The sequence below is a fragment of the Methyloversatilis universalis EHg5 genome, from assembly GCF_000378945.1.
Lineage (GTDB): Bacteria > Pseudomonadota > Gammaproteobacteria > Burkholderiales > Rhodocyclaceae > Methyloversatilis > Methyloversatilis universalis_A.
Genome location: NZ_KB900539.1, coordinates 3,436,484 through 3,458,285, shown reverse-complemented (window position 1 = coordinate 3,458,285; position 21,802 = coordinate 3,436,484). Strand labels below are relative to the sequence as shown.

Here is a 21,802-nt window from a genome sequence, read left to right as displayed (position 1 = left end):
GCACATGTCCCGTCCCGTCATTTCGCGATTGCTTGCGGCGCTGCTGTGCGCCGTTGCCTTGACTGCCTGCAACCGCAGCAAGCCGCCGGAAGAACTGCTGGGCGACGCGCGCGCCGCCATCGAGCGCAACGACGTCCAGACCGCCGCCATCCAGCTGAAGAATGCGTTGCAGCAGGACGGAAGCAATGCGGCTGCACGTTTCGAACTGGGTCGTCTGCACCTGCGGGTCGGTGACGGGGCGTCGGCGGTCAAGGAACTGAATCGTGCGGCGGAACTGAAGCACCCGGAGGTGCAGGTGGCGCCGGCACTGGCGCGAGCGCTGCTCGAAACCGGGCAGTTCTCCGACGTCGCCTCGCGCTTCGCTGCGGTCCGGCTGGATCAGCCGGCCGCCCAGGCCGAACTGCGTGCCCTGGTCGGGCGTGCCCTGCTCGCCGCCGGCAATGCGGACGGCGCACTGGCGGCCTTCGACGAGTCGCTGGCCATCGATGCGATGCAGCCTGACGCGCTGGTCGGCAAGGCCCGCATGCTCGGCATGAACAAGGATTTCAAGGCAGCGCAGGCGCTGCTCGACAAGGTGCTCACCTCGCCCAAACCGACCGCCGACGCCTGGTTCCTGGATGCCGAAATGAAGGCCTTCCAGGGGCAGGGTGACCCGTCGCTGGCGTCTTACCGCAAGGTGTATGAGATCGCGCCGGAGAACGTGCGTGCCCGCTCCATCGTCATTTCGGCGCTGGCGAACGAAGGTCGCATCGAGGAGGCCCGCAAGGAACTGGACGGCTTGCGCAAGGTGATGCCCCGGTCGCCGGACATCAACTATCTCGACGGCATGCTGTTCGTGAAGGAAAAGAAATTCATCGAGGCGCGCGACCGGCTGAGCAAGGTGCTGGCAGTGGCGCCGGACTTCGTGCCTGCTCTGGGTCTGGCCGCCGCCACCGAGTACGAACTGCAGTCCTACGCGATGGCCGAACAGCATGCGGAAAAGGCGATATCGCGCGGCGCCGACACGCTGTTCATCCGCAAGCTGCTGATCGGCAGCTATCTGCGTAACGGTCGTACCGATAAGGCCAAGCAGGCGCTGGCTCCGCTGCTGAAGACCGGTGAAACGGATCCCGAAATCCAGGCGCTGGCAGGGCAGGTGTATCTGTCCGCCGGTGACGCCAAGGCGGCTGAACGTGCGTTCGCGGTCGCGGCCAAGCAGTCGCCGGACGATCCGGTTGCACAGACCCGTCTGGGCATCAGCCGGCTGGCCACCGGTGACCGCAGCGGTGGGGTGCGCGCGCTCGAAGGCGCGGTCAATCTCGGTGACAAGGACGCCCGCGCGGATCTGGTTCTGGTGATGACCCATCTGCGCAATCGCGAACCCGACCAGGCGCTGGTGGCCATCGACGCGATGGAGCGCAAGCTGCCCAAGGATCCGGCCGTGCAGAACCTGCGCGGCACGGCCCAGCTGCTGAAGAGCGATCCGCGGGCGGCCCGTGCCGCCTTCAGCCGTGCGGTCGAACTCGAGCCGGCCTATTTCCCGGCCGTGGCCAACCTGGCCCGGCTCGACATGCTGGATGGCAAGGTGGATGACGCCGAGGCGCGTTTCCGCAAGGTGATCGAGCACAATCCCAGGAATGCCGACGCCCTGCAGGCGCTGGCGGGCCTGAAGGCGCGCAACCGTGCCGGCGTGCCGGAAGCGATCGCGCTGCTGAACAAGGCGATCGAGGGCAATCCGAAGCTCGCGTCGCCGCGTGCGGCACTGGTCGACCTCTACATGGCGACCGGAGACGGACGCGCTGCGCTCAAGGCGGCAAGCGATGCGGCCACGGCGCTGCCGGAGGACACTCTGGTGCTGCAGGCACTGGCGATGGCGCAAGGGCAGTCCGGCGATTTCGATGCGGCTATCGCCACCCGCAAGCGCATCGTTGATCGCGAGCCTGGCAGCCTGTCTGCGCTGCTCATGCTGGCGGCGACCCAGATGAGCGGCAAGCGTGAATCGGAAGCGATCCAGACGGTGAAGAAGGCGCTGGTCGTGGAGCCCGAATCGCTCGAAGCGCAGAACATGATGATTGCCATCCACCGCTCACGCGGTGCGCTGGACGACGCGCTGCGCGTCGCCCGCGACGTGCAGCGTCAGCGTCCGAAGCAGGCGGTCGGCTTCATCATGGAAGGCGAACTGATGCTGGCTTCGTCCAAGCCGGACGTGGCCGCGCGCAGCTTCCGCGAGGCCTACTCGCGCGAGCACAACGGCTCCAACCTGACCCGGCTGCATGCTGCGCTCACGCGTGCCGGCGCCAACCGTGACGCGCAGACTCTGGTCGATGCCTGGATGAAGGAACAGCCAAAGGATGTGGTGGTGCCGCTCTATCTCGGCGACGTCGCACTCGCGCAGAAGAAGCTGGACGAGGCGAAGGGCCATTACCAGACGGTGCTGGCACGAGCGCCTTCGGAAGTGGCAGCGCTGAACAATCTGGCCTGGATTGCCGCGCAGTCCGGCGACGCCAAGGCGCGCGAATATGCGGAAAAGGCGTATTCGATCTCGCCGTCGAATCCGGCAGTGCTGGACACGCTGGGGGCCATCCTGGTCGATGCCGGCGATGTGGATCGCGGCGTGAAGCTGATGCGCGAAGGCGTGGCGATCGCACCGCAGTCGAATGATCTCCGGCTGTCGCTGGCGTCCGCGCTGGCGCGCGCCGGCCGCAAGGCGGATGCCCGCAAGGAACTCGAACCGCTGTCCGCGATGGGCAGCAAGTACCCGCGTGCGGCCGAAGTGGCTGCGCTGATGAAAACCCTTTGAACTGAATCCGGATACAAGACCATGACCAAAGTTGCTGTGATCGGCCTCGGCTACGTCGGCCTGCCTCTCGCTGTCGAATTCGGAAAGAAGATGCCCACCATCGGCGTGGACATGTCTGAAGCCAAGGTGGCGGCCTATCGCGAATTCGTCGATCCGACCGGTGAGGTGAGCAGCGAGGACCTGCGGGCGGCCAGCCAGCTGACGGTCACCACTGACGGCGCTGCGCTGAAGGACGCGGACTACATCATCGTGGCCGTGCCCACGCCGGTCGATGACGCGCACCAGCCCGATTTCTCGCCGCTGGTCGGCGCCTCGGAAACCTGCGGCAGGCACATGAAGCGTGGTGCGATCGTGGTGTTCGAATCCACCGTCTATCCCGGTGCGACCGAAGAAGTGTGCATTCCGGTGATCGAGAAGTTCTCCGGCCTGAAGTGGAAGCAGGACTTCAACGTCGGCTACTCGCCGGAGCGCATCAACCCGGGCGACAAGGAACGCACGGTTACCAAGATCCTGAAGGTGGTGTCGGGCGATACGCCGGACACGCTGACGAAGGTGTCCGACCTGTACAAGGCGGTCATCACGGCCGGTGTGTATGAAGCGTCCAGCATCAAGGTGGCCGAAGCGGCCAAGGTGATCGAGAACACGCAGCGCGACCTGAACATCGCCTTCGTGAACGAACTGGCCATCATCTTCAACAAGCTCGGTATCGACACCGAGGAAGTGCTGAAGGCCGCCGGCACCAAGTGGAATTTCCTGCCCTTCCGTCCGGGTCTGGTCGGCGGTCACTGCATCGGCGTCGACCCGTACTACCTGACGCACAAGGCGGACATGCTGGGCTATCACCCGCAGGTCATCCTGGCCGGCCGCCGCATCAACGACGGCATGGGCAAGTACGTGGCCGAACAGACGGTGAAGAAGCTGATCCAGAGCGGCGCGTCGGTGAAGGGCGCCAAGGCGCTGGTACTCGGCCTCACCTTCAAGGAGAACTGCCCCGACCTGCGCAATTCGCGCGTGATCGACGTGATCCGCGAACTGCAGAGCTATGGCGTCGAGGTGATCGTGCATGACCCGGTGGCCGAATCGGCCGAAGCCGAGCACGAGTACGGCGTGTCGCTGGTCGACTGGGATGCCGTGCCCAAGGTGGATGCCATCGTCGCCGCGGTTTCGCACGCCGAATTCAAGGCGCGCCCGGTCACCGACTACGTGGCCAAGCTGAAGGACGGCGGCGTGGTGGCCGACATCAAGTACCAGTTCGACGTCGATGCGCTGGCCGCGCACGGTGTCAGCGTATGGCGTCTGTGAGACCGGCATGACCGTTCCGACCACCCTTCCGGCGCCGCTGCAGGCCGCGCTGACCGCCGCGCCGCGACGCTGGCTGGTGACCGGCGCGGCCGGTTTCATCGGTTCCCATCTGGTCGAGGCCCTGCTTCACGCCGGCCAGACGGTGACCGGGCTGGACAATTTCTCGACCGGCCACCAGCGCAATCTCGACGAGGTCATGGCCGGTCTGCCGGCCGGAGCCGAAGCGCGCTTCACCTTCGTCGAAGGCGATATCCGTGATCTGGCGACCTGTGCCCGGGTCTGTGCCGGCACCGACGTCGTGCTGCACCAGGCCGCGCTGGGTTCGGTGCCGCGCTCGATCGCCGATCCGCTCATCTCGCACGACTCCAACGTCAATGGTTTCCTGAACATGCTGGTGGCGGCGCGCGACGCCAAGGTATCGCGCTTCGTCTATGCCGCATCCAGTTCGACCTACGGTGACTCGCCGTCGCTGCCCAAGGTTGAGGACGTGATCGGCAAGCCGCTGTCGCCGTATGCGGTGACCAAATACGTGAACGAGCTGTACGCGGATGTGTTCGGCCGCTGTTACGGCCTGCCCTGTGTCGGCCTGCGCTACTTCAACGTGTTCGGCGCGCGGCAGGACCCGGAAGGCGCCTACGCCGCGGTGATTCCGCGCTGGGCGCGCGCGCTGCTGCTGGGCGACACCGTGCAGATCAACGGTGACGGCGAAACCAGCCGCGACTTCTGCTACGTCGACAACGCGGTACAGGCCAATCTGCTGGCCGGCCTGACCGACAGCCCGGAGGCGGTGAACACGGTCTATAACGTCGCGGCCCACCGCCAGACCTCGCTGAATCAATTGTTTGCAGCGATGCGCGACGAACTCGTGAAACGTTTCCCGGACATCGCGGGCGCGCAGGCGCAGTATCGCGAGTTCAGGGCCGGCGACGTGCGCCACTCGCTGGCCGATATTTCCCGCGCCCAGACGCGTCTGGGGTACGCGCCGACGCATGATGTGTCGCGCGGGCTCGCGGAAGCGATGAACTGGTATGTGGCGCGCTTCGCGCCGGCCCGTGCCGCCTGATCCTCGATGAAATTCCTGCCGCTCTCCGCCGTCCTGCTGTCCGCCTGCCTGCTGGCGCCGTCTGCGCACGCACTCGAACCCGAGGCAGCGGCGCGTTCGCTGCTGGCCGAGGCGCGGGCGTTCGAGCACGGCGAGGGCGTGCGTCGCGATACGGCCCGTGCCGCGGCGCTCTACTGCCAGGCGGCCAAGCTGGGCGATGCCGATGCGCAGTTCAATCTGGCCTGGATGTACGCCAATGGCCGCGGTGTGGACCGCGACGACGCGCTGGCCGCCACCTTCTTCGATCTGGCCGCCCGTCAGGGTCACGAACACGCCCAGCGCATGCTGCGCTTCACCGGCGCGCCGACCCGCGAGCTGCCACTGTGCATGCAGGACCCGCCGGAGCCCGAGCCGGTCATGATGGCGCAAGCCATCAACCCGGATCTGGAAGCCGCGTTCGGCACCACGGCCGACCGCCGCCGGGTGATCGAAATCGTCCGCGAACTGGCGCCCCAGTTCGATATCGACCCGCATCTGGTGCTGGCCGTGATCGGCACCGAATCCAATTTCAACCCGAAAGCGCGCTCGCCGAAGAACGCGCAGGGCCTGATGCAGCTCATTCCGGAAACCGCGCTGCGCTTCAATGTGCGCGATTCCTACGATCCGGTACAGAACATCCGCGGCGGCATGGCCTATCTGCGCTGGCTGCTGGCCTACTTCGAAGGCGACGTGGTGCTGGCTACCGCCGGCTACAACGCCGGCGAGGGGGCGGTGGACAGGTATCGCGGCGTGCCGCCCTACCGTGAAACCCGCGAATACGTGAAGCGCATCCAGACCCTGTTCGGCAAGACCGAGCACCGTTTCGACCAGACCGTTACCCAGCCTTCCCCGGCACTGCGCCTCGTGTCCCGCCGTGGCTGATCCGCGCCGGCGCCTGCTGTGCGCAGCGCTGCTGTCGGCGCCGCTGCTGGCGCAGGCTGACCTGCCGGACACCATTGCCCGCATCAAGCCGTCCATCGTCATCGTCGGCACCAATATGCGGCTGCGGGCGCCCAATTTCGAACTGAAAGGCACCGGCTTCGCCATCGGCGACGGTACGCTGGTGGCCACCAATGCCCACGTGGCTGGCGTGCAGCTCGATGCCGATCGCTTCGAAACACTGGCGGTGATGGCCAGCATCGATGGGCGGCAGCAGATGCGCGATGCGCGCATCGTCGCGGTCAGTGTCGAGCACGACCTGGCCATCCTGCGCATCCAGGGTGCGCCGCTGCCGGCGCTGCCGCTGGGCGATTCGGCCCGGGTGCGCGAAGGTCAGGCCGTGGCCTTTACCGGCTTTCCGATCGGCAGCGTGCTGGGCTTCATTCCGGTCACCCACCGCGGCATCGTGTCGGCCCTGACACCCATCGTGATTCCGGTCGACAACATCGCCCACCTGAGCACGCCCAACCGCACGCGGCTCGCCCGCGGCAGCCTGACCGTGTTCCAGCTCGACGCCACCGCCTATCCGGGCAACAGCGGCAGTCCGCTGTTCGATCCGGAATCCGGCGAGGTGATCGGCATCCTGAACATGGTGCTGGTCAAGGCCGGCAAGGAAAGCGTGCTGGCTCAGCCCAGCGCGATCAGCTACGCGATTCCGGGCGTCCATCTGACGGCGCTGCTGGCCACCGTCCGCTGACGCTTCACGCCTGCCGGCTGACCGCCCGGGAGCGGCTGGTATAATCCGGCCCCGACAGGCGCTCTGCGCCGCATTCACGTCTTCAGCCCGCCCCACAATGTCCCTGTTCGCGCTCGGTCTCAACCACCACACCGCCCCGCTGGCGGTGCGCGAGCGCATGACCTTCCTGCCGGAATCGCTGCCCGATGCGCTGGGCGAACTGACCCGCGCGCGCCCGGTGCAGGAGGCGGCCATCCTGTCCACCTGCAACCGCACCGAGCTGTACTGTGCGACCAACGATCCGGACAGCGCGCTGGACTGGATGGCGCAGTACCACCGCATCGGTGCGCAGGAACTGGCGCCCTACATCTACCGGCTGGAGCACCAGCAGGCGGTGCGCCACGTGTTCCGTGTGGCCAGCGGGCTCGATTCCATGGTGCTGGGCGAGCCGCAGATCCTCGGCCAGATGAAGCAGGCGGTGCGCGTGGCGGAAGGTGCGGGCACGCTGGGTGCGCTGCTGCACACGCTGTTCCAGCGCAGCTTCGCGGTGGCCAAGGAGGTGCGTTCGACCACCGCGATCGGCGCCAACATCGTGTCGATGGCGGCCGCAGCGGTGCATCTGTCGGAGCGCATCTTCGGCAGCCTGTCCGGCCAGCGCGTGCTCTGTGTCGGCGCCGGCGAAATGATGGAACTGTGCGCCGCCCACTTCGCCGGCTGTACGCCGCGCGAAATGGTGATCGCCAACCGCACGCTGGATCGTGCCCAGGCGCTGGCCGACCGCTTTGCGCGCAGCGATCTCAAGGTCGGTGCCATCCGGCTGGACGAACTGGGCGAGCGCCTCGCCGAGTTCGACATCGTGCTGTCCTGTACTGCCAGTCCGCTGCCCATCATCGGCCTGGGCATGGTCGAGCGCGCGCTGAAGCAGCGCCGCCACCGTCCGATGGTGATGGTCGATCTCGCGGTGCCGCGCGACATCGAAGGCGAAGTGGACATGCTGGACGACGTATTCCTCTACACGGTCGATGATCTGGCGCAGATCGTCGATTCCGGTCTGGAAGCCCGGCAGGCGGCCGTGGTCGAGGCGCAGGCCATCATCGACGCACGGGTCGCCAACTTCCTGCAGTGGGTGCAGGCACGCGAGGCGGTGCCGGCCATCCGTGCGCTGCGCGGCCACGCCGAGGACATGCGCGCGGCCGAACTGGAGCGCGCGCTGCGCGCGATCGCCCGCGGCGAATCGCCCGATCGGGTGCTCGACACGCTGTCGCGCAACCTCACCAACAAGCTGCTGCACGGTCCGACCCGCATGCTGAACGAGGCGCCGCCGCAGGCGCGCGAACAGATCGAAGGTCTGGTCAAGCGCCTGTTCCCGCAGCACGGCGGCGACGCCTAGCGTCGCCCTCACGGTGTCGGGCACCGGCCCGGCGCCGTTTCACGCCTTTTCCCGTTCCGCCGACATGAAGCCGCGCATCGCCGAAAAACTCGAACAGCTGTCGACCCGTCTGGCCGATCTCGACGCCGCGCTGGCCGATCCGGGCGTGACCGCCGACATCGACCACTACCGCAAGCTCACCCGCGAACATGCCGAACTGACCCCGGTTATCGCCCTTTACCAGGCGTGGTGCAGGGCGCGGGACGACGGCGAAGCCGCCCGTGAACTGCTGGCCGACCCGGACATGAAGGAACTGGCCCAGGGCGAGATCGAACAGTCGGCTGCCGACATGGAGCGGCTGGAAGGCGAACTGCAGCGCGCGCTGCTGCCCAAGGACCCGGACGACGGCCGCAACGTGTTCCTGGAAATCCGCGCCGGTACCGGCGGCGATGAATCGGCGCTGTTCGCGGCCGACCTGTTCCGCATGTACTCGCGCTACGCCGAGCGCAGCCGCTGGAAGGTCGAGGTGGTGTCGGCGAGCGAGTCCGACCTCGGCGGTTACCGCGAAATCATTGCCCGCGTCAGCGGCGACGGCGTCTATCAGCGGCTCAAGTTCGAATCCGGCGGCCACCGCGTGCAGCGGGTGCCGGTGACCGAAACCCAGGGCCGCATCCACACTTCGGCCTGCACCGTGGCGGTGATGGCCGAGGTCGATGAAGTGGCCGAAATCGACATCAATCCGGCCGATCTGCGAATCGACACCTTCCGCGCGTCCGGTGCCGGCGGCCAGCACATCAACAAGACCGATTCGGCGGTGCGCATCACCCACCTGCCGACCGGCATCGTGGTCGAGTGCCAGGACGACCGCAGCCAGCACCGCAACAAGGCGCAGGCGATGTCGGTGCTGGCGGCGCGCATCCGCGACGCCCAGGTGCGTGCGCGCGACAGCCAGATCGCCTCCACCCGCAAAAGTCTGGTCGGCAGCGGCGACCGCTCGGAGCGCATCCGCACCTACAACTTTCCGCAGGGCCGGATGACCGATCACCGCATCAATCTGACGCTGTACAAGCTGGACGCCATCATGGACGGTGATCTGAGCGAACTGATGGACGCGCTGGCGCACGAGCACCAGGCCGAACAGCTCGCCCAGCTGGCGGAGGAGGGCGCCTGAGCGGCGCCGGCGCATGACGCTCGATGACTGGCTGCGCGCCGCGCGCGCGCGCATCGACAGCCGCGACGCGCAGGTGCTGGCGGCGCATGCGCTGGGCTGCGACCGCGCCGGCCTGATCGCGCGCGGGCGCGATTCGCTGGCCGATCCGGCGCGAGCCGCGCTCGACCATCTGCTCGAACGCCGCGCGGCCGGCGAACCGGTGGCCTATCTGGTCGGCCGGCGCGAATTCTTCGGGCTGGACATCGCGGTCGGCCCGGGCGTGCTGATTCCGCGGCCGGATACCGAAGTGCTGGTCGAGCGGGCGCTGGAATGCATCGCCGGGCTGCCGGCACCGCGCGTGCTCGACGCCGGCACCGGCTCAGGCGCGATCGCGCTGGCGATCAAGGCGCAGTGTCCCCGCGCCCGCGTGCAGGCGCTGGATCGCTCCGAGGCGGCACTGGCCATCGCCCGCGACAACGGGCAGCGGCTGGGGCTTGAAGTCGGCTGGATCGCCTCCAACTGGCTGGAAGCCGTTGCCGGTGAAGAATTTGACTGCGTCGTGTCGAATCCGCCCTACATCCGCACCGGCGACCCGCATCTGGTCCAGGGCGATCTGCGCTTCGAACCGTCGTCGGCGCTGGCCAGCGGCGCGGACGGGCTGGACGACCTGCGCATCCTGTGCCGGCAGGCGCCGCCACGGCTGGCCGATGGCGGCTGGCTGCTGTGCGAGCACGGCTACGATCAGGCGCCCGCGGTGCGCGCGCTGATGCGTTGCGCGGGGCTTGCCGATGTCGCGTCATGGCGCGATATTGCAGGCATCGAACGGGTCAGCGGCGGCCGCCGGCGCGGCGGCGACTGAATACCTTTACCCCCGGCGGCGCGGTGCCGACGGCTTTTTCAATATTGGCAATACCGACTTTTCAAAGGAAACGAAGATGAGCGCCCAGGACCGTATCAAGGAAACCGTCACCAGCAACCCGGTTGTGCTCTACATGAAGGGCACGCCGCAGTTCCCGCAGTGCGGCTTCTCGTCCACCGCGGTGCAGATCCTGAAGCACCTCGGCGTGCAGCAGCTGCACACGGTGAACGTGCTGGAAGACGCCGAAATCCGTCAGGGCATCAAGGAATACGCCAACTGGCCGACCATCCCGCAGCTCTACATCCGCGGCGAATTCATCGGCGGCTGCGACATCATGAAAGAGATGTTCCAGTCGGGCGAACTGAAGAAGGAACTGGAAGGCCTCTGATCCGCGTCCGCCCGGTCCCGGGCGGATCGCCTCAGTCGGTGACCGGCAGCCCCTGCGGGTTGCCGGTCCACACCCATTCCAGCAGTGCATCCAGCACCGGCTGCGCGCGTTTGGCGTTCGGGTGGTTCAGCCAGGCGACCAGCAGTACCCGCTTGCCATTGCGATCGAGCATGTAGCCGGCGATCGAGCGGGTGTCGGCCAGCGAACCGGTTTTCAGATGGGCCTGACCGGCCAGCGGCGAGGTCTTCTGCCGCCGGCGCAGGGTGCCGTCCACCGCATACACCGGCAGCGAAGACATGAATTCGGGCATGACCGGGCTGGCCCAGGCATGTCTCAGTATCGTGGCCAGATCGGCGGCGGACAGGCGTTCCGCACGTGACAGGCCCGAGCCGTTGTCCATCACCAGGCTGTTCAGCGTCAGCCCGCGCCGTACTGCCCAGGCGCGGAGGCCGGCCTGCGCCGCCGCGGTATCGGCCGGCGCTCCGGCCGGCGCCAGCGTCAGGAAGAGCTGGCGCGCCATCACGTTATTGCTGTACTTGTTGATGTCGCGCACCACCTCGGCCAGCGGCGGCGAATCGATGCCGCCGAGCGTCAGGGCCTCCGGCGGTACCACGCCATCGCGGATGCGCCCGGCGATGCGGCCGCCCAGCTCGCCCCACATCGCGCGCAGCGCGCGGGCGAAGAACTCGGCGTGCGGCAGCGGCGCCACATTCCAGATGCGTTCGCCGCAGTCGCGCGCATAGCGGCCGGCAATCTGCAGCGTCAGCCGGCCGTCGGCCGCCGGCTGCACCATGGCGGTCAGCGTGTCCTTCCAGTCGCCGCATTCGCCCACCACCAGCTGCACCCGGTTGTCGATCTGCACGCCCTCCAGCGGCGGTTCGGCCCACAGCGCCGGGCTGCCGCCCTCGATCGGCTGCAGCCGGATGCGCAGCGCGTTGTGGGCGAACAGCAGCGCGTCCGGGCCGACGTTGTACGGCGCCATCGGTTCGTTGTCGAAGGCGCCCGGATCGTAGGGCGCGGCGGCGTAGCGGCTGCGGTCGGCGATCACGTCGCCGCGGATGTCGCGCACGCCCCGGCTGCGCAGTTCGCGCAGCAGCAGCCAGAGCTGTTCCATGCCCAGCGCCGGGTCGCCGCTGCCGCGGATGTAGAGCGGGCCATCCAGCACGCCGTCGCGCGGCAGCCGGGTGACCAAGAGTTCGGTGCGCCAGCTGAAGGCGGGGCCCAGCGTGTCGAGCGCGGCGTAGGTGGTGACCAGCTTCATCACCGACGCCGGATTCATCGCCAGCTTTGCCTGATGACTGATGCGCGCCGGTCCGCCCTCGACCGGCTGCACCACCACCGATACCGCCGACGGCGGGATTTCAGCCGCTTTCAGCGCCTGCAGCACCGGTGCCGGCAGCACCGCCTGCGCAGCGGTGGACAGCGAGACCAGTGCAGCGAGAAACAGAACCCGCATCAGGCGATGCGCGACAGGTGACGGCGTACCGACGCGCTGGCGCCCAGCCAGCCGAGCAGCGCGCACAGCGCCAGCAGCACCGCCCAGTCGAGCGCGGCCAGCGGGCGCAGCACGAATTCCAGGCTGTACAGACCGGCCAGCTCGCCCATCGGCTCGGCCAGCATGCGGGTGGCGACCAGCGCCAGCAGGCCGGCCAGCGCGCCGCCGAGCAGGCCCTGCAGCGCGCCGAACCAGTGGAAGGGGCGGCGTATCCAGGCGTCGGTGGCGCCGAGCAGGCGGCTCACTTCGATCTCGTCGCGCTGGGTCAGCAGCTGCAGCCGTATCGTGTTGAAGGTGACCGCCACCAGCCCGAGGCCGAGTACGCCGGCCAGCATGGTGAGTGCCTGCCGGCCGAGCGCAATCATGGCGTCCAGCCGCTTGGCCCAGTCGGAGTCGAGCTGCACGTGCTCGACTTCGGGCAGCTTCGCGAGGTCGCTGCGCAGCGCTTCCAGGTGCTGCGCGTCCGCGTCCTTGAGCCGCACGACGAAGGCGTCGGCGAACGGGTTTTCCGGCAGCGCGTCGAGAATTTCCGACAGCCCGTCGTTGTCGCGGAAGCGCTTCAGCGCGGCGTCGCGCGAAATGAGCTCGACCCGGCCGTCCTTCGCGAGCAGCGCGCGTATCTTCTTCTCGGTGTCCTTCACCGTGTCGGCGCTGGCGGCCGGCTGCATGAACACCGAAATTTCCGGCGCCGCGCTGACCGTGCCGGCCAGCCGCTGCAGATTGCCCAAGAGCATGTAGCCAGTGGCCGGCAGTGCGGCGGCAATGCCCACCACCAGCGCGGCCAGCAGCGTATTGAAAGGCTGGCGCAGCATCTGCCGGGCGGCGCGCAGGCCTGCGCGCATCTGAAGACGCAGCCAGTTCATTGCAGCTTCCCGTGCGCGAGCGACAGCCGGCGCGGCGCGTAGCGCTCGAACAGTCCGCCGTCGTGGGTGGTGAGCAGCATGGTCACGCCGGCTTCGTTGAACGAACGGAACAGGTCGGCGATGTCGCGCGCGTAGGCGTCGTCGAGGTGAGCGGTCGGTTCATCCGCGAGCAGGATCTGCGGCCGGTTCACGATGGCGCGGGCGATGGTGAGCCGCTGCTGTTCGCCGCCGGAAAGTTCGACCGGCATCGCCTTGTCTCGCCCGGCCAGACCGACCCGCTCCAGCGCGGCGCTGACCCGCTTCGCCGCTTCGCGCGGCGGGTGGCTGCTGATGGACAGCGGCAGCATCACGTTGTCGAAGGCGCTGCGGTCGAACAGCAGGCGCTGGTCCTGCATGATGAGCCCGATCGAGCGGCGCCAGTAGGGCAGGGCAGCGCGCTTGAGCGCCGACACGTTTTCGCCGCCGACCAGCACGCGCCCTTCGGTCGGGCGTTCGAGTACCGCCAGCAGCTTGAGCAGGGTGCTTTTGCCGGCACCCGAGTGGCCGGTCACCACCACCATCTCGCCGCGCGCGATGTCGATATCGACGCGTTCGAGGGCGGTGTGGCCGCCGGTGTAGCGCTTGGTGACCTGTTCGAAGCGGATCATGCGCCGCTCAACCCGCCTGCGGGCTGTCGAACAGCGCGTCGACGAATTCGGCGGCGCGGAAGGGCTGCAGGTCATCCACGCCTTCGCCGACGCCGATGTAGCGCAGCGCGATCGGACGCGACGGCGCGTGCTGCTTGGCGATGGCGGCGATCACGCCGCCGCGCGCGGTGCCGTCCAGCTTGGTCATGACCAGGCCGGTCACGCCGATGGCGGCATCGAAGGCCTTCACCTGGGCCAGCGCGTTCTGGCCGATATTGCCATCCAGCACCAGCAGCACTTCGTGCGGGCCGGTCGGATCGGCCTTGGCGATCACCCGCTTCACCTTGGCGATTTCTTCCATCAGATGCAGCTGGGTGGGCAGGCGGCCGGCGGTGTCGGCCAGCACCACATCTATATTGCGGGCGCGCGCCGCGCTCACCGCGTCGAATACCACCGCGGCCGGGTCGCCCGAATCCTGAGCGATCACCGCCACATTGTTGCGGGCGCCCCAGGTTTCCAGCTGTTCGCGGGCGGCGGCGCGGAAGGTGTCGCCGGCGGCCAGCAGCACGCTCTTGCCCTGGGCCTGGAAGTGCTTGGCCAGCTTGCCGATCGAGGTGGTCTTTCCGGCGCCGTTGACGCCGGCAATCATGATGATGAAGGGCTTGTGCGCGTCGAGGTCCAGCGGCTTTTCCAGCGGCGCGATCAGCTTCGTCAGCGCTTCCTTCAGCACGTCGCGCAGCTTCGCCGGGTCTTCGATCCGCTCGCGGCGCACCCGCTCGCGCAGCACGTCCAGCAGATGGGTGGTGGCGTCCAGACCGACGTCGGAGGTGATGAGCAGGGTTTCCAGCTCTTCCAGCAGCTCGTCGTCGACCCTGGTGCGCGAGAACAGCGCGCTGAGCTGGCCGCCGATCTGCGCCCGGGTCTTGGACAGCCCGGCGCGCAGGCGCTGCGCCCAGGACATTTTCGGTGCGGCTGCCTCCGGCGCGCTATCCTGCGCGACCGCGGCCGGCGCGATTTCTGGCTGCGCGACCGCTTCGGGTGCGGCCGGCTTGTCCTTCTTGAAGAAACCAAACATGTGGGAAGACGGTCTGTGGAGCACCGTGCAGTGGCCGGACTTCTGTGGCCGCACGGCTGGAAAATTCAGGCGCGATCAAGCATTTGGCCTTGGTCGCGAACTTTGGCGGAGAGTGTATCAGATGGAATTGCGCCGTTTTTCCCGTGGCTTCGCGCTGTGCAGCGCGCTGGCCGCACTGCTGGCTCCGATTGCGCCGGCACGCGCGAACCCCTACGAAACCCGGCTCGATAACGGCCTGCACGTGATCGTGAAGGAAGATCACCGGGCGCCGGTGGCCATGCATATGGTGTGGTACCGGGTGGGCGCGATCGACGAGCATGACGGTACGACCGGGATTGCCCACCTGCTCGAGCACATGATGTTCAAGGGTACGAAAACCCTGAAACCGGGCGAATTCAACGAAATCGTCGCCCGCGCCGGCGGCAACGACAACGCCTTCACCAGCCACGACTACACCGCCTATTTCCAGCGGGTACCGGCTGCCGCGCTGCCGAAGATGATCGAGCTGGAAGCCGACCGCATGCGCAATCTGGTGATTTCGGACGACGAATTCGCGCGCGAGCTGAAGGTGGTCATGGAAGAGCGCCGGCTGCGCACCGACGACCAGCCGCAGTCGCAGCTGCACGAACAGCTGATGGCCAGCGCCTTCATTGCCCACCCCTACCGTCGGCCGGTGATCGGCTGGATGAACGATCTCGAGAACATGCGGCCGGACGATGCGCGCGACTGGTACCGCCGCTGGTATGCGCCGAACAACGCCTATGTGGTGGTGGTCGGCGACGTTGACCACAAGAAAGTATTCGAACAGGTGAAGAAGGCCTACGGCCACATGAAGCCGGTTCAGCTGCCGGTGCGCAAGATGACCGCCGAACCGGTGCAGACCGGCGAGCGGCGCATCACCGTGAAGGCGCCGGCCGAACTGCCCCAGCTGGCCATGACCTGGAAGGCGCCCAAGCTGGTCGATGTGGTGAACGACCGCGAACCCTACGCGCTGGAAGTGCTGGCCGGCATCCTGGACGGCCACGCGGCGTCGCGCCTGCCCAAGGCGCTGGTCCGCGGCAGTCAGGTCGCGGTCGAAGTGGGCGCCTATTACGACGCCACCGCGCGCGGCGAAACCACCTTCATGCTCGGCGGCACGCCGGCCAAGGGCCACAGCGTGGCCGAACTGGAAGCCGCGCTGCGCGCCGAGGTGAAGCGCATCGCCGACGAAGGCGTGTCCGAGGCCGAACTGGAGCGGATCAAGACGCTCACCGTCGCCGCCCAGGTCTACAAGCTCGACTCCACTTATGTGCAGGCGATGGAAATCGGCCGCATGGAGGCCTCCGGCTACCGCTGGCAGGACGCCGATCTCATGCTGGAAAAGCTGAAATCAGTGACCGCGGCCGAAGTGCAGGCGGTGGCGCGCAAGTATTTCGGCAGTGACACGCTGACCGTGGCGGTGCTCGACCCGCAGCCGCTCGATCCGAATGCCAAGCCGCGCGCCAAGCCGGCCGGCCTGCGTCACTGATGCGTTTCCGCAACGATTTTCTTCTGGTGAATCCGATGAACCGATTCTTCCGACATCCGCTGCTGCAGGCCGCCGCGCTGTTCGCGCTGTCCGTTCCGGCGTGGGCGAACGTGAACATCCAGCACTGGGTGGCCGCCAATGGCGCCCGGGTGTATTTCGTCGAAAGCCATGTGCTGCCCATCCTCGACCTGCAGGTCGATTTCGATGCCGGCGCCGCGCGCGACCCGGCCGGCCGCAGCGGTCTGGCCGGCATGACCCAAGGCATGCTGGACGCCGCTGCCGGTGGTCTGGATGAAGACGCGCTGGCCGAAAAATTCAGCGATCTGGGTGCCCGCCTGTCCGGCGTGGCCGACAACGACCGTGCCGGCCTGTCGCTGCGCACGCTGTCCAGCGCCCGCGAGCGTGACGGGGCGCTGGCGCTGCTGCGCACCGTGCTCACCCGGCCGGAATTCCCCGCTGCGGTGCTGGAGCGCGAAAAGGCCCGTGCCACCGCCAGTCTGCGTGAAGCCGATACCAAGCCGGACCAGATCGGCAGCAAGGCCTTCGCCCGGGCGCTGTACGGTGACCATCCGTACGGCCGCAGCGCCACCGTCGAATCGGTGGCCGCCATCACCCGTGACGACCTGCTGGCCCACTACCGTCGCCATTACGTCGCGTCGCGCGCGGTGGTGTCCATCGTCGGCGACGTGACCCGCGAACAGGCGGAGGCCATTGCGCTGCAGCTGACCGGCGATCTGCCGGCGGGCGAGCCGCTGGCACCAATTCCGGCGGTCACCATGCCGAAGGCGGTGACCGAGCGCATCGCGCATCCGGCCAACCAGAGCCACATTTTCGTCGGCGAGCCGGTCACCCGGCGTGGCGACCCGGATTTCTTCCCGCTGCAGGTCGGCAACTACATCCTCGGCGGCGGCGGTTTCGTGTCACGGCTGACCAAGGAAGTGCGCGAGAAGCGCGGCTACGCCTACAGCGTGTACAGCTATTTCAACCCGCAGCGCGAGCCCGGGCCGTTCCAGATCGGTCTGCAGACCCAGCGCGCGCAGGCGGCCGACGCGCTCAAGGTGGTCGATGAAACGCTGGCGAAATTCATCGCCGACGGTCCGACCGACGACGAACTGAAGGCGGCCAAGCGCAATCTGGTCGATGGCTATTCGCTGCGTCTCGACAGCAACCGCAAGCTGCTGGAAAGCCTTGCGGTGATCGGCTTCTACGGCCTGCCGCTGGACTGGCTCAGCAAGTTCCCTGAGCGGGTGGAAGCGGTGACCGCCGCCCAGGTGAAGGACGCCTTCCGCCGCCGTCTGTCGGCCGAGCACATGGTGCGGGTGATCGTCGCCGGCGACTGAGCGATCGGTCGCCGGCCGGCGCCCGACCGGCGCCGTCACGTGTGCGGGCAGGTGCGCAGGTAGAATCCGCGCCATGTCCCGCATACGCATCATCGGCGGCCAGTGGCGCAGCCGTCTCCTTCCGGTCGCCGCCGTGCCCGGCCTGCGCCCGACGCCCGATTCGGTGCGCGAGCGGCTGTTCAACTGGCTGGGCCAGGATCTGGACGGCCTGCACTGTCTCGATCTGTTCGCAGGCACCGGCGTGCTCGGCTTCGAAGCCGCGTCGCGCGGTGCTGCCTCGGTCACGCTGGTCGAACGCGACGCGCGCGCCTTCGGCCGGTTGCGCGAGGCGGTCGAGCTGCTGCCCGCACCCCAGGCCAGGCTGGTACGGGGCGATGCGCTAGAATTCGCCGCCCATCCGCCGCAGCGCTTCGATGTACTCTTTCTCGACCCGCCCTACGGCAAGGGCCTGCTCGAACGCGTGCAGCCGCATCTGTCCGGTCTGCTGACCGACGATGCGGTGATTTATTGCGAGGCGGAACAGCCGGTGGCCGAGCTCGGTGATTTCCAGGCGACGCGCGAAGGGCGGGCGGGGCAAGTCCATTACCAGCTGCTGGAACGATCATGAACGGCACCATCGCGGTCTACCCGGGCACTTTCGACCCGATCACGCGCGGCCACGAAGACCTCGTGCGGCGCGCTTCGGCACTGTTCGACCGCGTCATCGTCGGCGTCGCCGAAAGCCGGTCGAAACGGCCCTTCTTCACCACCGACGAGCGGGTCGACATGGCGCGGGAAATACTGTCCGCCTACCCGAATGTCGAAGTGCGCGGTTTTTCCTGCCTGTTGATGGATTTCCTGAACCAGTGCAATGCGCGCATCATCGTGCGTGGCCTGCGCGCGGTGTCGGACTTCGAATACGAATTCCAGATGGCTGGCATGAACCGGGTGCTGCGCCCGGATGTCGAAACGGTGTTCCTGACGCCGGCCGATCAGTACATGTTCATCTCGGCCACCATGGTCCGGGAAATCGCCTCGCTGGACGGCGACGTCAGCAAGTTCGTGCAGCCTTTAGTGCTGGCGCGGATAGGCGACAAGGTTGAAGCAATGCGTGGAGGCAAGTGAAGTGTCTTTGATCATTACGGACGAATGCATCAACTGCGACGTCTGCGAACCGGAATGTCCGAACGGTGCAATCTCGCAGGGGGCTGAAATCTATGAAATCGACCCGGACAAGTGCACCGAGTGCGTCGGCCATTTCGACGAGCCGCAGTGCCAGCAGGTGTGTCCGGTCGACTGCATTCCGCATGACCCGAACCGCAAGGAATCGAAAGAGACGCTGATGCAGCGCTACAACAGGCTGACCGGCAAGGTCTGACCCTGCATTCCGGCGGCCGGCGTCAGGCCGCCGCCGATACCACCCTCAGCACCGGCGCGCGCAGCGCCGAGTCCAGCGCCCCCTGCAGGCGCCCCAGTTCTTCCAGCTGCTGGTCTATCGCCGCGCCGGTCTGGCGCAGATCCTCGATCCGTTCTTCCAGCGTATCGGTCGCCTCGTGAATGCGCTTCACGCTTTCCAGCCGGCGCTTCAGCTGTTTCTGGTGTTCCCGCACCTGGTTTTCCAGCGGCGCCATGATGGCGCGCAGCCAGTGCTCGACGTCGCGGTTCACCACTTCCATGTGCTTGCGCACCTGCACCGCCACGGTTTCGAAGAAGCGCTGGGTGAGCAGGCGCTTTTCGGTGGTGAGCAGATTGAGCCAGGTGTTGAACTGCTGGTGGAAGGCGGTTTCCAGCCGGTTGATGTCCTTTTCGTAGCGCTGTACCGAGAACGGCACCGGTACGCCCAGCCGGAGGTCGTGCTCGGTCGAGAAGCGCTGGTACATCGCTTCCATCATGTGGAAGATTTCGTCCACGCTGGTGGCGGACTGGCGCAGGCTTTCGCGCACGCCTTCGAAGAAGGCATTCATCGCGTCGCGCAGCTGCAGCGAGAAGTTGGCCGCTTCCATCACTTCGCGTGTGTGATTGGTGCGGGTGCGCAGCGCGTCCATGCCGAGGTGGGCGAACAGCGCATTGGTCTGCGACGAGAACACATTGCGGGTGGCGTAGAAGCGTTCCAGGCCGCGCTCGAACTCTTCCTTCTCGGCTTTCACCCGCTTCAGCATGTACTGGATGACGCCGCGGTTCTTGCCGCGCAGGTCGGAAAATTCCGCCTGCTGCTCTTCCAGACCGCGCCGCCGGCCGGCCAGCAGTTCCTGCATGCGCTTGATCAGTTCACCGGCGTCGTGCTCGACCGCTGCCGCGACGATGTCGCGCTTGGCGGGCAGCAGGTCCTCGACCAGCGCGCGTTCCAGCTGCGGCAGGCGGCTGCGCGCCAGCAGCGCGTCGTCATGCTGGATGCGCGCCAGCAGGCCTTTCTGCGCCGAGACCGGAAAGACGCGTGAGGCCGGAATGTCCAGCGTGAGCGCACAGGATTCGATCTGGCGCTGTATTTCCGCCTCGATCTGGGCTTCGCTGCGCAGTCCGTCCCACAGGCTGTCCATCTTGTTCAGCACCGCGATGCGGCCCTGACGCGAACCGCCGGCGGCGGTCACGTGCGTCTTCCAGACGCCGAGGTCGCTCTGGGTGACGCCGGTGTCCATGCCCAGCACGAACAGCACCGCGTGCGCAGCCGGCAGCAGCGACAGCGTCAGTTCCGGTTCGGCGCCGATCGCGTTCAGACCCGGGGTGTCGAGAATGACCAGGCCCTGGCGCAGCAGCGGGTGCGGCAGATTGATCACCGCATGGCGCCAGGCCGGCACCTGCACGCCGCCCTGCGCGTCCGGCTGCAGGCCGGTTTCGCCGCTCAGGTCGATGCGGAAACCCATCGCTTCGGCATCGGAGATGGTGGCCCGGCGCTGTTCGCTGACCCGGGTGAGCGCCTGCTGCATGGCCGGCGTCGATCCGGTGTCGAGCGGGATGCGGGTCCAGGCCGCGGGCTGACTCTTGTAGTCGGCCACCGGCGTGTTGCCGCGCCGGGTGTCGATCGGCAGCAGGTCGATGCAGGCCGGGCGGGCCGGGTCGTACATCAGTTCGGTCGGACACATGGTGGTGCGGCCGGTGCTGGAGGGCAGCACCCGCGTGCCCTGGTCGCCAAAGAAGATGGCGTTGATCAGCTCCGATTTGCCGCGCGAGAACTCGGCGACGAAGGCGACCACCAGCCGGTCGTCACGCAGCTTCTGCAGAAGCTGGTCTATGCACTGGTCGTTGTGCGTATCGCTCAGATTGGCTTCGAACAGCCAGCCGCGCAGACGGGTAACCGTCTGTTCGACCCGCGTGCGCCATGCGCCATACGCCGACAATTCCTCCTGCATGCCCATCGCCGTCTCCTTCACCCATCTGTCAATCTAGCACAGGCCCCGGCTGCTAACGCTGGCAGGACGGACAGAAGAAGGTGGAACGCGCGCCCATGCGGCGCTGCCGTATCGCCGTGCCGCAGACGCGGCAGGGCTGACCGTCCCGGCCATAGACGAAATAGGACTGCTGGAAATAGCCGGGTTCGCCGTCCGCATGCAGGAAGTCGCGCAGCGTGCTGCCGCCGGCCGCCAGCGCGTCGTTCAGCGTGGCGCGTATCTCGTCGCGCAGGCGGGCGCATTGCGGGCCGGTCAGCCGCCGCGCCGCGGTGCCCGGCCGGATGCGCGCGCGGAACAGGCTTTCCGACGCATAGATGTTGCCGACGCCGACCACGACTGCGCTGTCCATGATGGCCAGCTTGATCGCGCAGCTGCGACGGGCGAGTGCCACCTGCAGCCCGGCAGCGGTGAAATCCGCACCCAGCGGTTCCGGCCCGAGGCTGGCCAGCAGCGCGTGTGCGTCGTCCGGCCCCTCGTGCCACAGCGCCGCGCCGAAGCGGCGCGGGTCGCGCAGGCGCAGCAGCCGGTCGCCGAACACGATGTCCAGGTGATCGTGCTTTTCCGGTGGCACCTCCGGGTCCAGCACGCGCAGGCTGCCGGACATGCCCAGGTGCAGGATGAGGGTGCCGCGGTCGAAGCGCAGCAGCAGGTATTTCGCGCGCCGGTCGATGTCGCGCAGCGTCTGGCCGGGCAGGGTCGTGCTCAGCCCGGCGGGCACCGGCCAGCGCAGCCGCGGTTCGCGCACGGTGACCGTGCTTACGGTGAGGCCGGTCAGTGGCGCGGCGATGCCGCGGCGGGTCACTTCGACTTCGGGCAGTTCGGGCATGGGACGGAAGCGGGTCGGGAAGGGAGCGGGGTCGAGGTGCGTCGGCGTGTGCGCGACCTGCACATCAGGCAGGGCATATTTGGACTAACATCGGGCCGACCGCCTGCATCATTGCAGGCCGCAGCGGTGTGGCGAGGTGCTGCAACGAATTCTAGCGGCCCC

20 protein-coding genes are annotated in these 21,802 nt (G+C 67.5%); 14 read left to right on the top strand and 6 right to left on the bottom strand.

The window, feature by feature from the left end:
* Positions 1 to 4: 4 nt before the first annotated feature.
* From prsT to grxD, 9 genes are all read left to right on the top strand, one after another.
* On the top strand, positions 5 to 2,779 hold the full coding sequence (prsT, locus tag METUNV2_RS0115825) for an XrtA/PEP-CTERM system TPR-repeat protein PrsT (protein ID WP_018230450.1): 2,775 nt from the start codon (positions 5 to 7) through the stop codon (positions 2,777 to 2,779).
* 21 nt (positions 2,780 to 2,800) lie between these two features.
* Positions 2,801 to 4,081 carry a nucleotide sugar dehydrogenase gene (locus METUNV2_RS0115820; RefSeq protein ID WP_018230449.1) on the top strand — a complete coding sequence of 427 codons (1,281 nt, stop codon included), beginning with the start codon at positions 2,801 to 2,803 and terminating at the stop codon, positions 4,079 to 4,081.
* A 7-nt stretch (positions 4,082 to 4,088) separates the two neighbouring features.
* Entirely contained in the window at positions 4,089 to 5,144 is a 1,056-nt protein-coding gene (locus METUNV2_RS0115815) for an SDR family oxidoreductase (protein ID WP_026188221.1), read from the top strand.
* 6 nt (positions 5,145 to 5,150) lie between these two features.
* Complete coding sequence (locus METUNV2_RS0115810) at positions 5,151 to 6,044, top strand: transglycosylase SLT domain-containing protein (protein WP_018230447.1); 894 nt, start codon at positions 5,151 to 5,153, stop codon at positions 6,042 to 6,044.
* A complete protein-coding gene (locus tag METUNV2_RS0115805) occupies positions 6,037 to 6,798 on the top strand; it encodes a S1 family peptidase (protein ID WP_018230446.1) in 762 nt (253 codons plus the stop codon). Before METUNV2_RS0115810 ends, METUNV2_RS0115805 begins: the two co-directional genes overlap by 8 nt.
* A gap of 97 nt (positions 6,799 to 6,895) precedes the next feature.
* On the top strand, positions 6,896 to 8,167 hold the full coding sequence (hemA, locus tag METUNV2_RS0115800; RefSeq protein ID WP_018230445.1) for a glutamyl-tRNA reductase: 1,272 nt from the start codon (positions 6,896 to 6,898) through the stop codon (positions 8,165 to 8,167).
* 64 nt (positions 8,168 to 8,231) lie between these two features.
* Positions 8,232 to 9,317, top strand: a complete 1,086-nt coding sequence (gene prfA, locus METUNV2_RS0115795; RefSeq protein WP_026188220.1) for a peptide chain release factor 1 — start codon at positions 8,232 to 8,234, stop codon at positions 9,315 to 9,317.
* Between the two features lie 13 nt (positions 9,318 to 9,330).
* Positions 9,331 to 10,155 carry a peptide chain release factor N(5)-glutamine methyltransferase gene (prmC, locus tag METUNV2_RS0115790; protein ID WP_018230443.1) on the top strand — a complete coding sequence of 275 codons (825 nt, stop codon included), beginning with the start codon at positions 9,331 to 9,333 and terminating at the stop codon, positions 10,153 to 10,155.
* Positions 10,156 to 10,231: 76 nt separating this feature from the next.
* Positions 10,232 to 10,543, top strand: a complete 312-nt coding sequence (gene grxD, locus METUNV2_RS0115785; protein ID WP_018230442.1) for a Grx4 family monothiol glutaredoxin — start codon at positions 10,232 to 10,234, stop codon at positions 10,541 to 10,543.
* A gap of 31 nt (positions 10,544 to 10,574) precedes the next feature.
* On the opposite strand, the gene dacB is transcribed toward grxD, so the two are convergent.
* Genes dacB through ftsY form a run of 4 tightly spaced genes read right to left on the bottom strand, consistent with a single transcriptional unit; the run spans position 10,575 to position 14,602 of the window.
* Complete coding sequence (gene dacB / locus METUNV2_RS0115780; RefSeq protein ID WP_018230441.1) at positions 10,575 to 11,999, bottom strand: D-alanyl-D-alanine carboxypeptidase/D-alanyl-D-alanine endopeptidase; 1,425 nt, start codon at positions 11,997 to 11,999, stop codon at positions 10,575 to 10,577.
* Complete coding sequence (gene ftsX, locus METUNV2_RS0115775) at positions 11,999 to 12,901, bottom strand: permease-like cell division protein FtsX (protein ID WP_018230440.1); 903 nt, start codon at positions 12,899 to 12,901, stop codon at positions 11,999 to 12,001. The genes dacB and ftsX overlap by 1 nt, the downstream gene beginning before the upstream one ends.
* Entirely contained in the window at positions 12,898 to 13,548 is a 651-nt protein-coding gene (locus METUNV2_RS0115770) for a cell division ATP-binding protein FtsE (RefSeq protein WP_018230439.1), read from the bottom strand. The genes ftsX and METUNV2_RS0115770 overlap by 4 nt, the downstream gene beginning before the upstream one ends.
* 7 nt (positions 13,549 to 13,555) lie before the next feature.
* Complete coding sequence (gene ftsY / locus METUNV2_RS0115765; RefSeq protein WP_018230438.1) at positions 13,556 to 14,602, bottom strand: signal recognition particle-docking protein FtsY; 1,047 nt, start codon at positions 14,600 to 14,602, stop codon at positions 13,556 to 13,558.
* A gap of 121 nt (positions 14,603 to 14,723) precedes the next feature.
* On the opposite strand from ftsY, the gene METUNV2_RS0115760 reads away from it, so the two are divergent.
* From METUNV2_RS0115760 to METUNV2_RS0115740, 5 genes are all read left to right on the top strand, one after another.
* The gene (locus METUNV2_RS0115760; protein WP_018230437.1) at positions 14,724 to 16,109 is read left to right on the top strand and encodes a M16 family metallopeptidase; all 1,386 of its coding nucleotides are present in this window, start codon (positions 14,724 to 14,726) and stop codon (positions 16,107 to 16,109) included.
* Positions 16,109 to 17,449: a M16 family metallopeptidase gene (locus METUNV2_RS0115755; RefSeq protein WP_018230436.1), complete on the top strand. Its 1,341-nt coding sequence runs from the start codon at positions 16,109 to 16,111 to the stop codon at positions 17,447 to 17,449. Before METUNV2_RS0115760 ends, METUNV2_RS0115755 begins: the two co-directional genes overlap by 1 nt.
* A gap of 73 nt (positions 17,450 to 17,522) precedes the next feature.
* The gene (rsmD, locus tag METUNV2_RS0115750; RefSeq protein WP_018230435.1) at positions 17,523 to 18,056 is read left to right on the top strand and encodes a 16S rRNA (guanine(966)-N(2))-methyltransferase RsmD; all 534 of its coding nucleotides are present in this window, start codon (positions 17,523 to 17,525) and stop codon (positions 18,054 to 18,056) included.
* A complete protein-coding gene (gene coaD, locus METUNV2_RS0115745) occupies positions 18,053 to 18,553 on the top strand; it encodes a pantetheine-phosphate adenylyltransferase (RefSeq protein WP_018230434.1) in 501 nt (166 codons plus the stop codon). Before rsmD ends, coaD begins: the two co-directional genes overlap by 4 nt.
* Before the next feature lies 1 nt (position 18,554).
* The gene (locus tag METUNV2_RS0115740) at positions 18,555 to 18,806 is read left to right on the top strand and encodes a YfhL family 4Fe-4S dicluster ferredoxin (RefSeq protein ID WP_026188218.1); all 252 of its coding nucleotides are present in this window, start codon (positions 18,555 to 18,557) and stop codon (positions 18,804 to 18,806) included.
* Between the two features lie 22 nt (positions 18,807 to 18,828).
* Here METUNV2_RS0115740 and METUNV2_RS0115735 read toward each other — a convergent pair whose 3' ends face one another.
* Positions 18,829 to 20,781, bottom strand: coding sequence for a dynamin family protein (locus METUNV2_RS0115735; RefSeq protein ID WP_018230432.1), 1,953 nt, complete (start codon positions 20,779 to 20,781; stop codon positions 18,829 to 18,831).
* Between the two features lie 46 nt (positions 20,782 to 20,827).
* A complete protein-coding gene (gene mutM, locus METUNV2_RS0115730) occupies positions 20,828 to 21,640 on the bottom strand; it encodes a bifunctional DNA-formamidopyrimidine glycosylase/DNA-(apurinic or apyrimidinic site) lyase (RefSeq protein WP_026188217.1) in 813 nt (270 codons plus the stop codon).
* Positions 21,641 to 21,802: the final 162 nt, after the last annotated feature.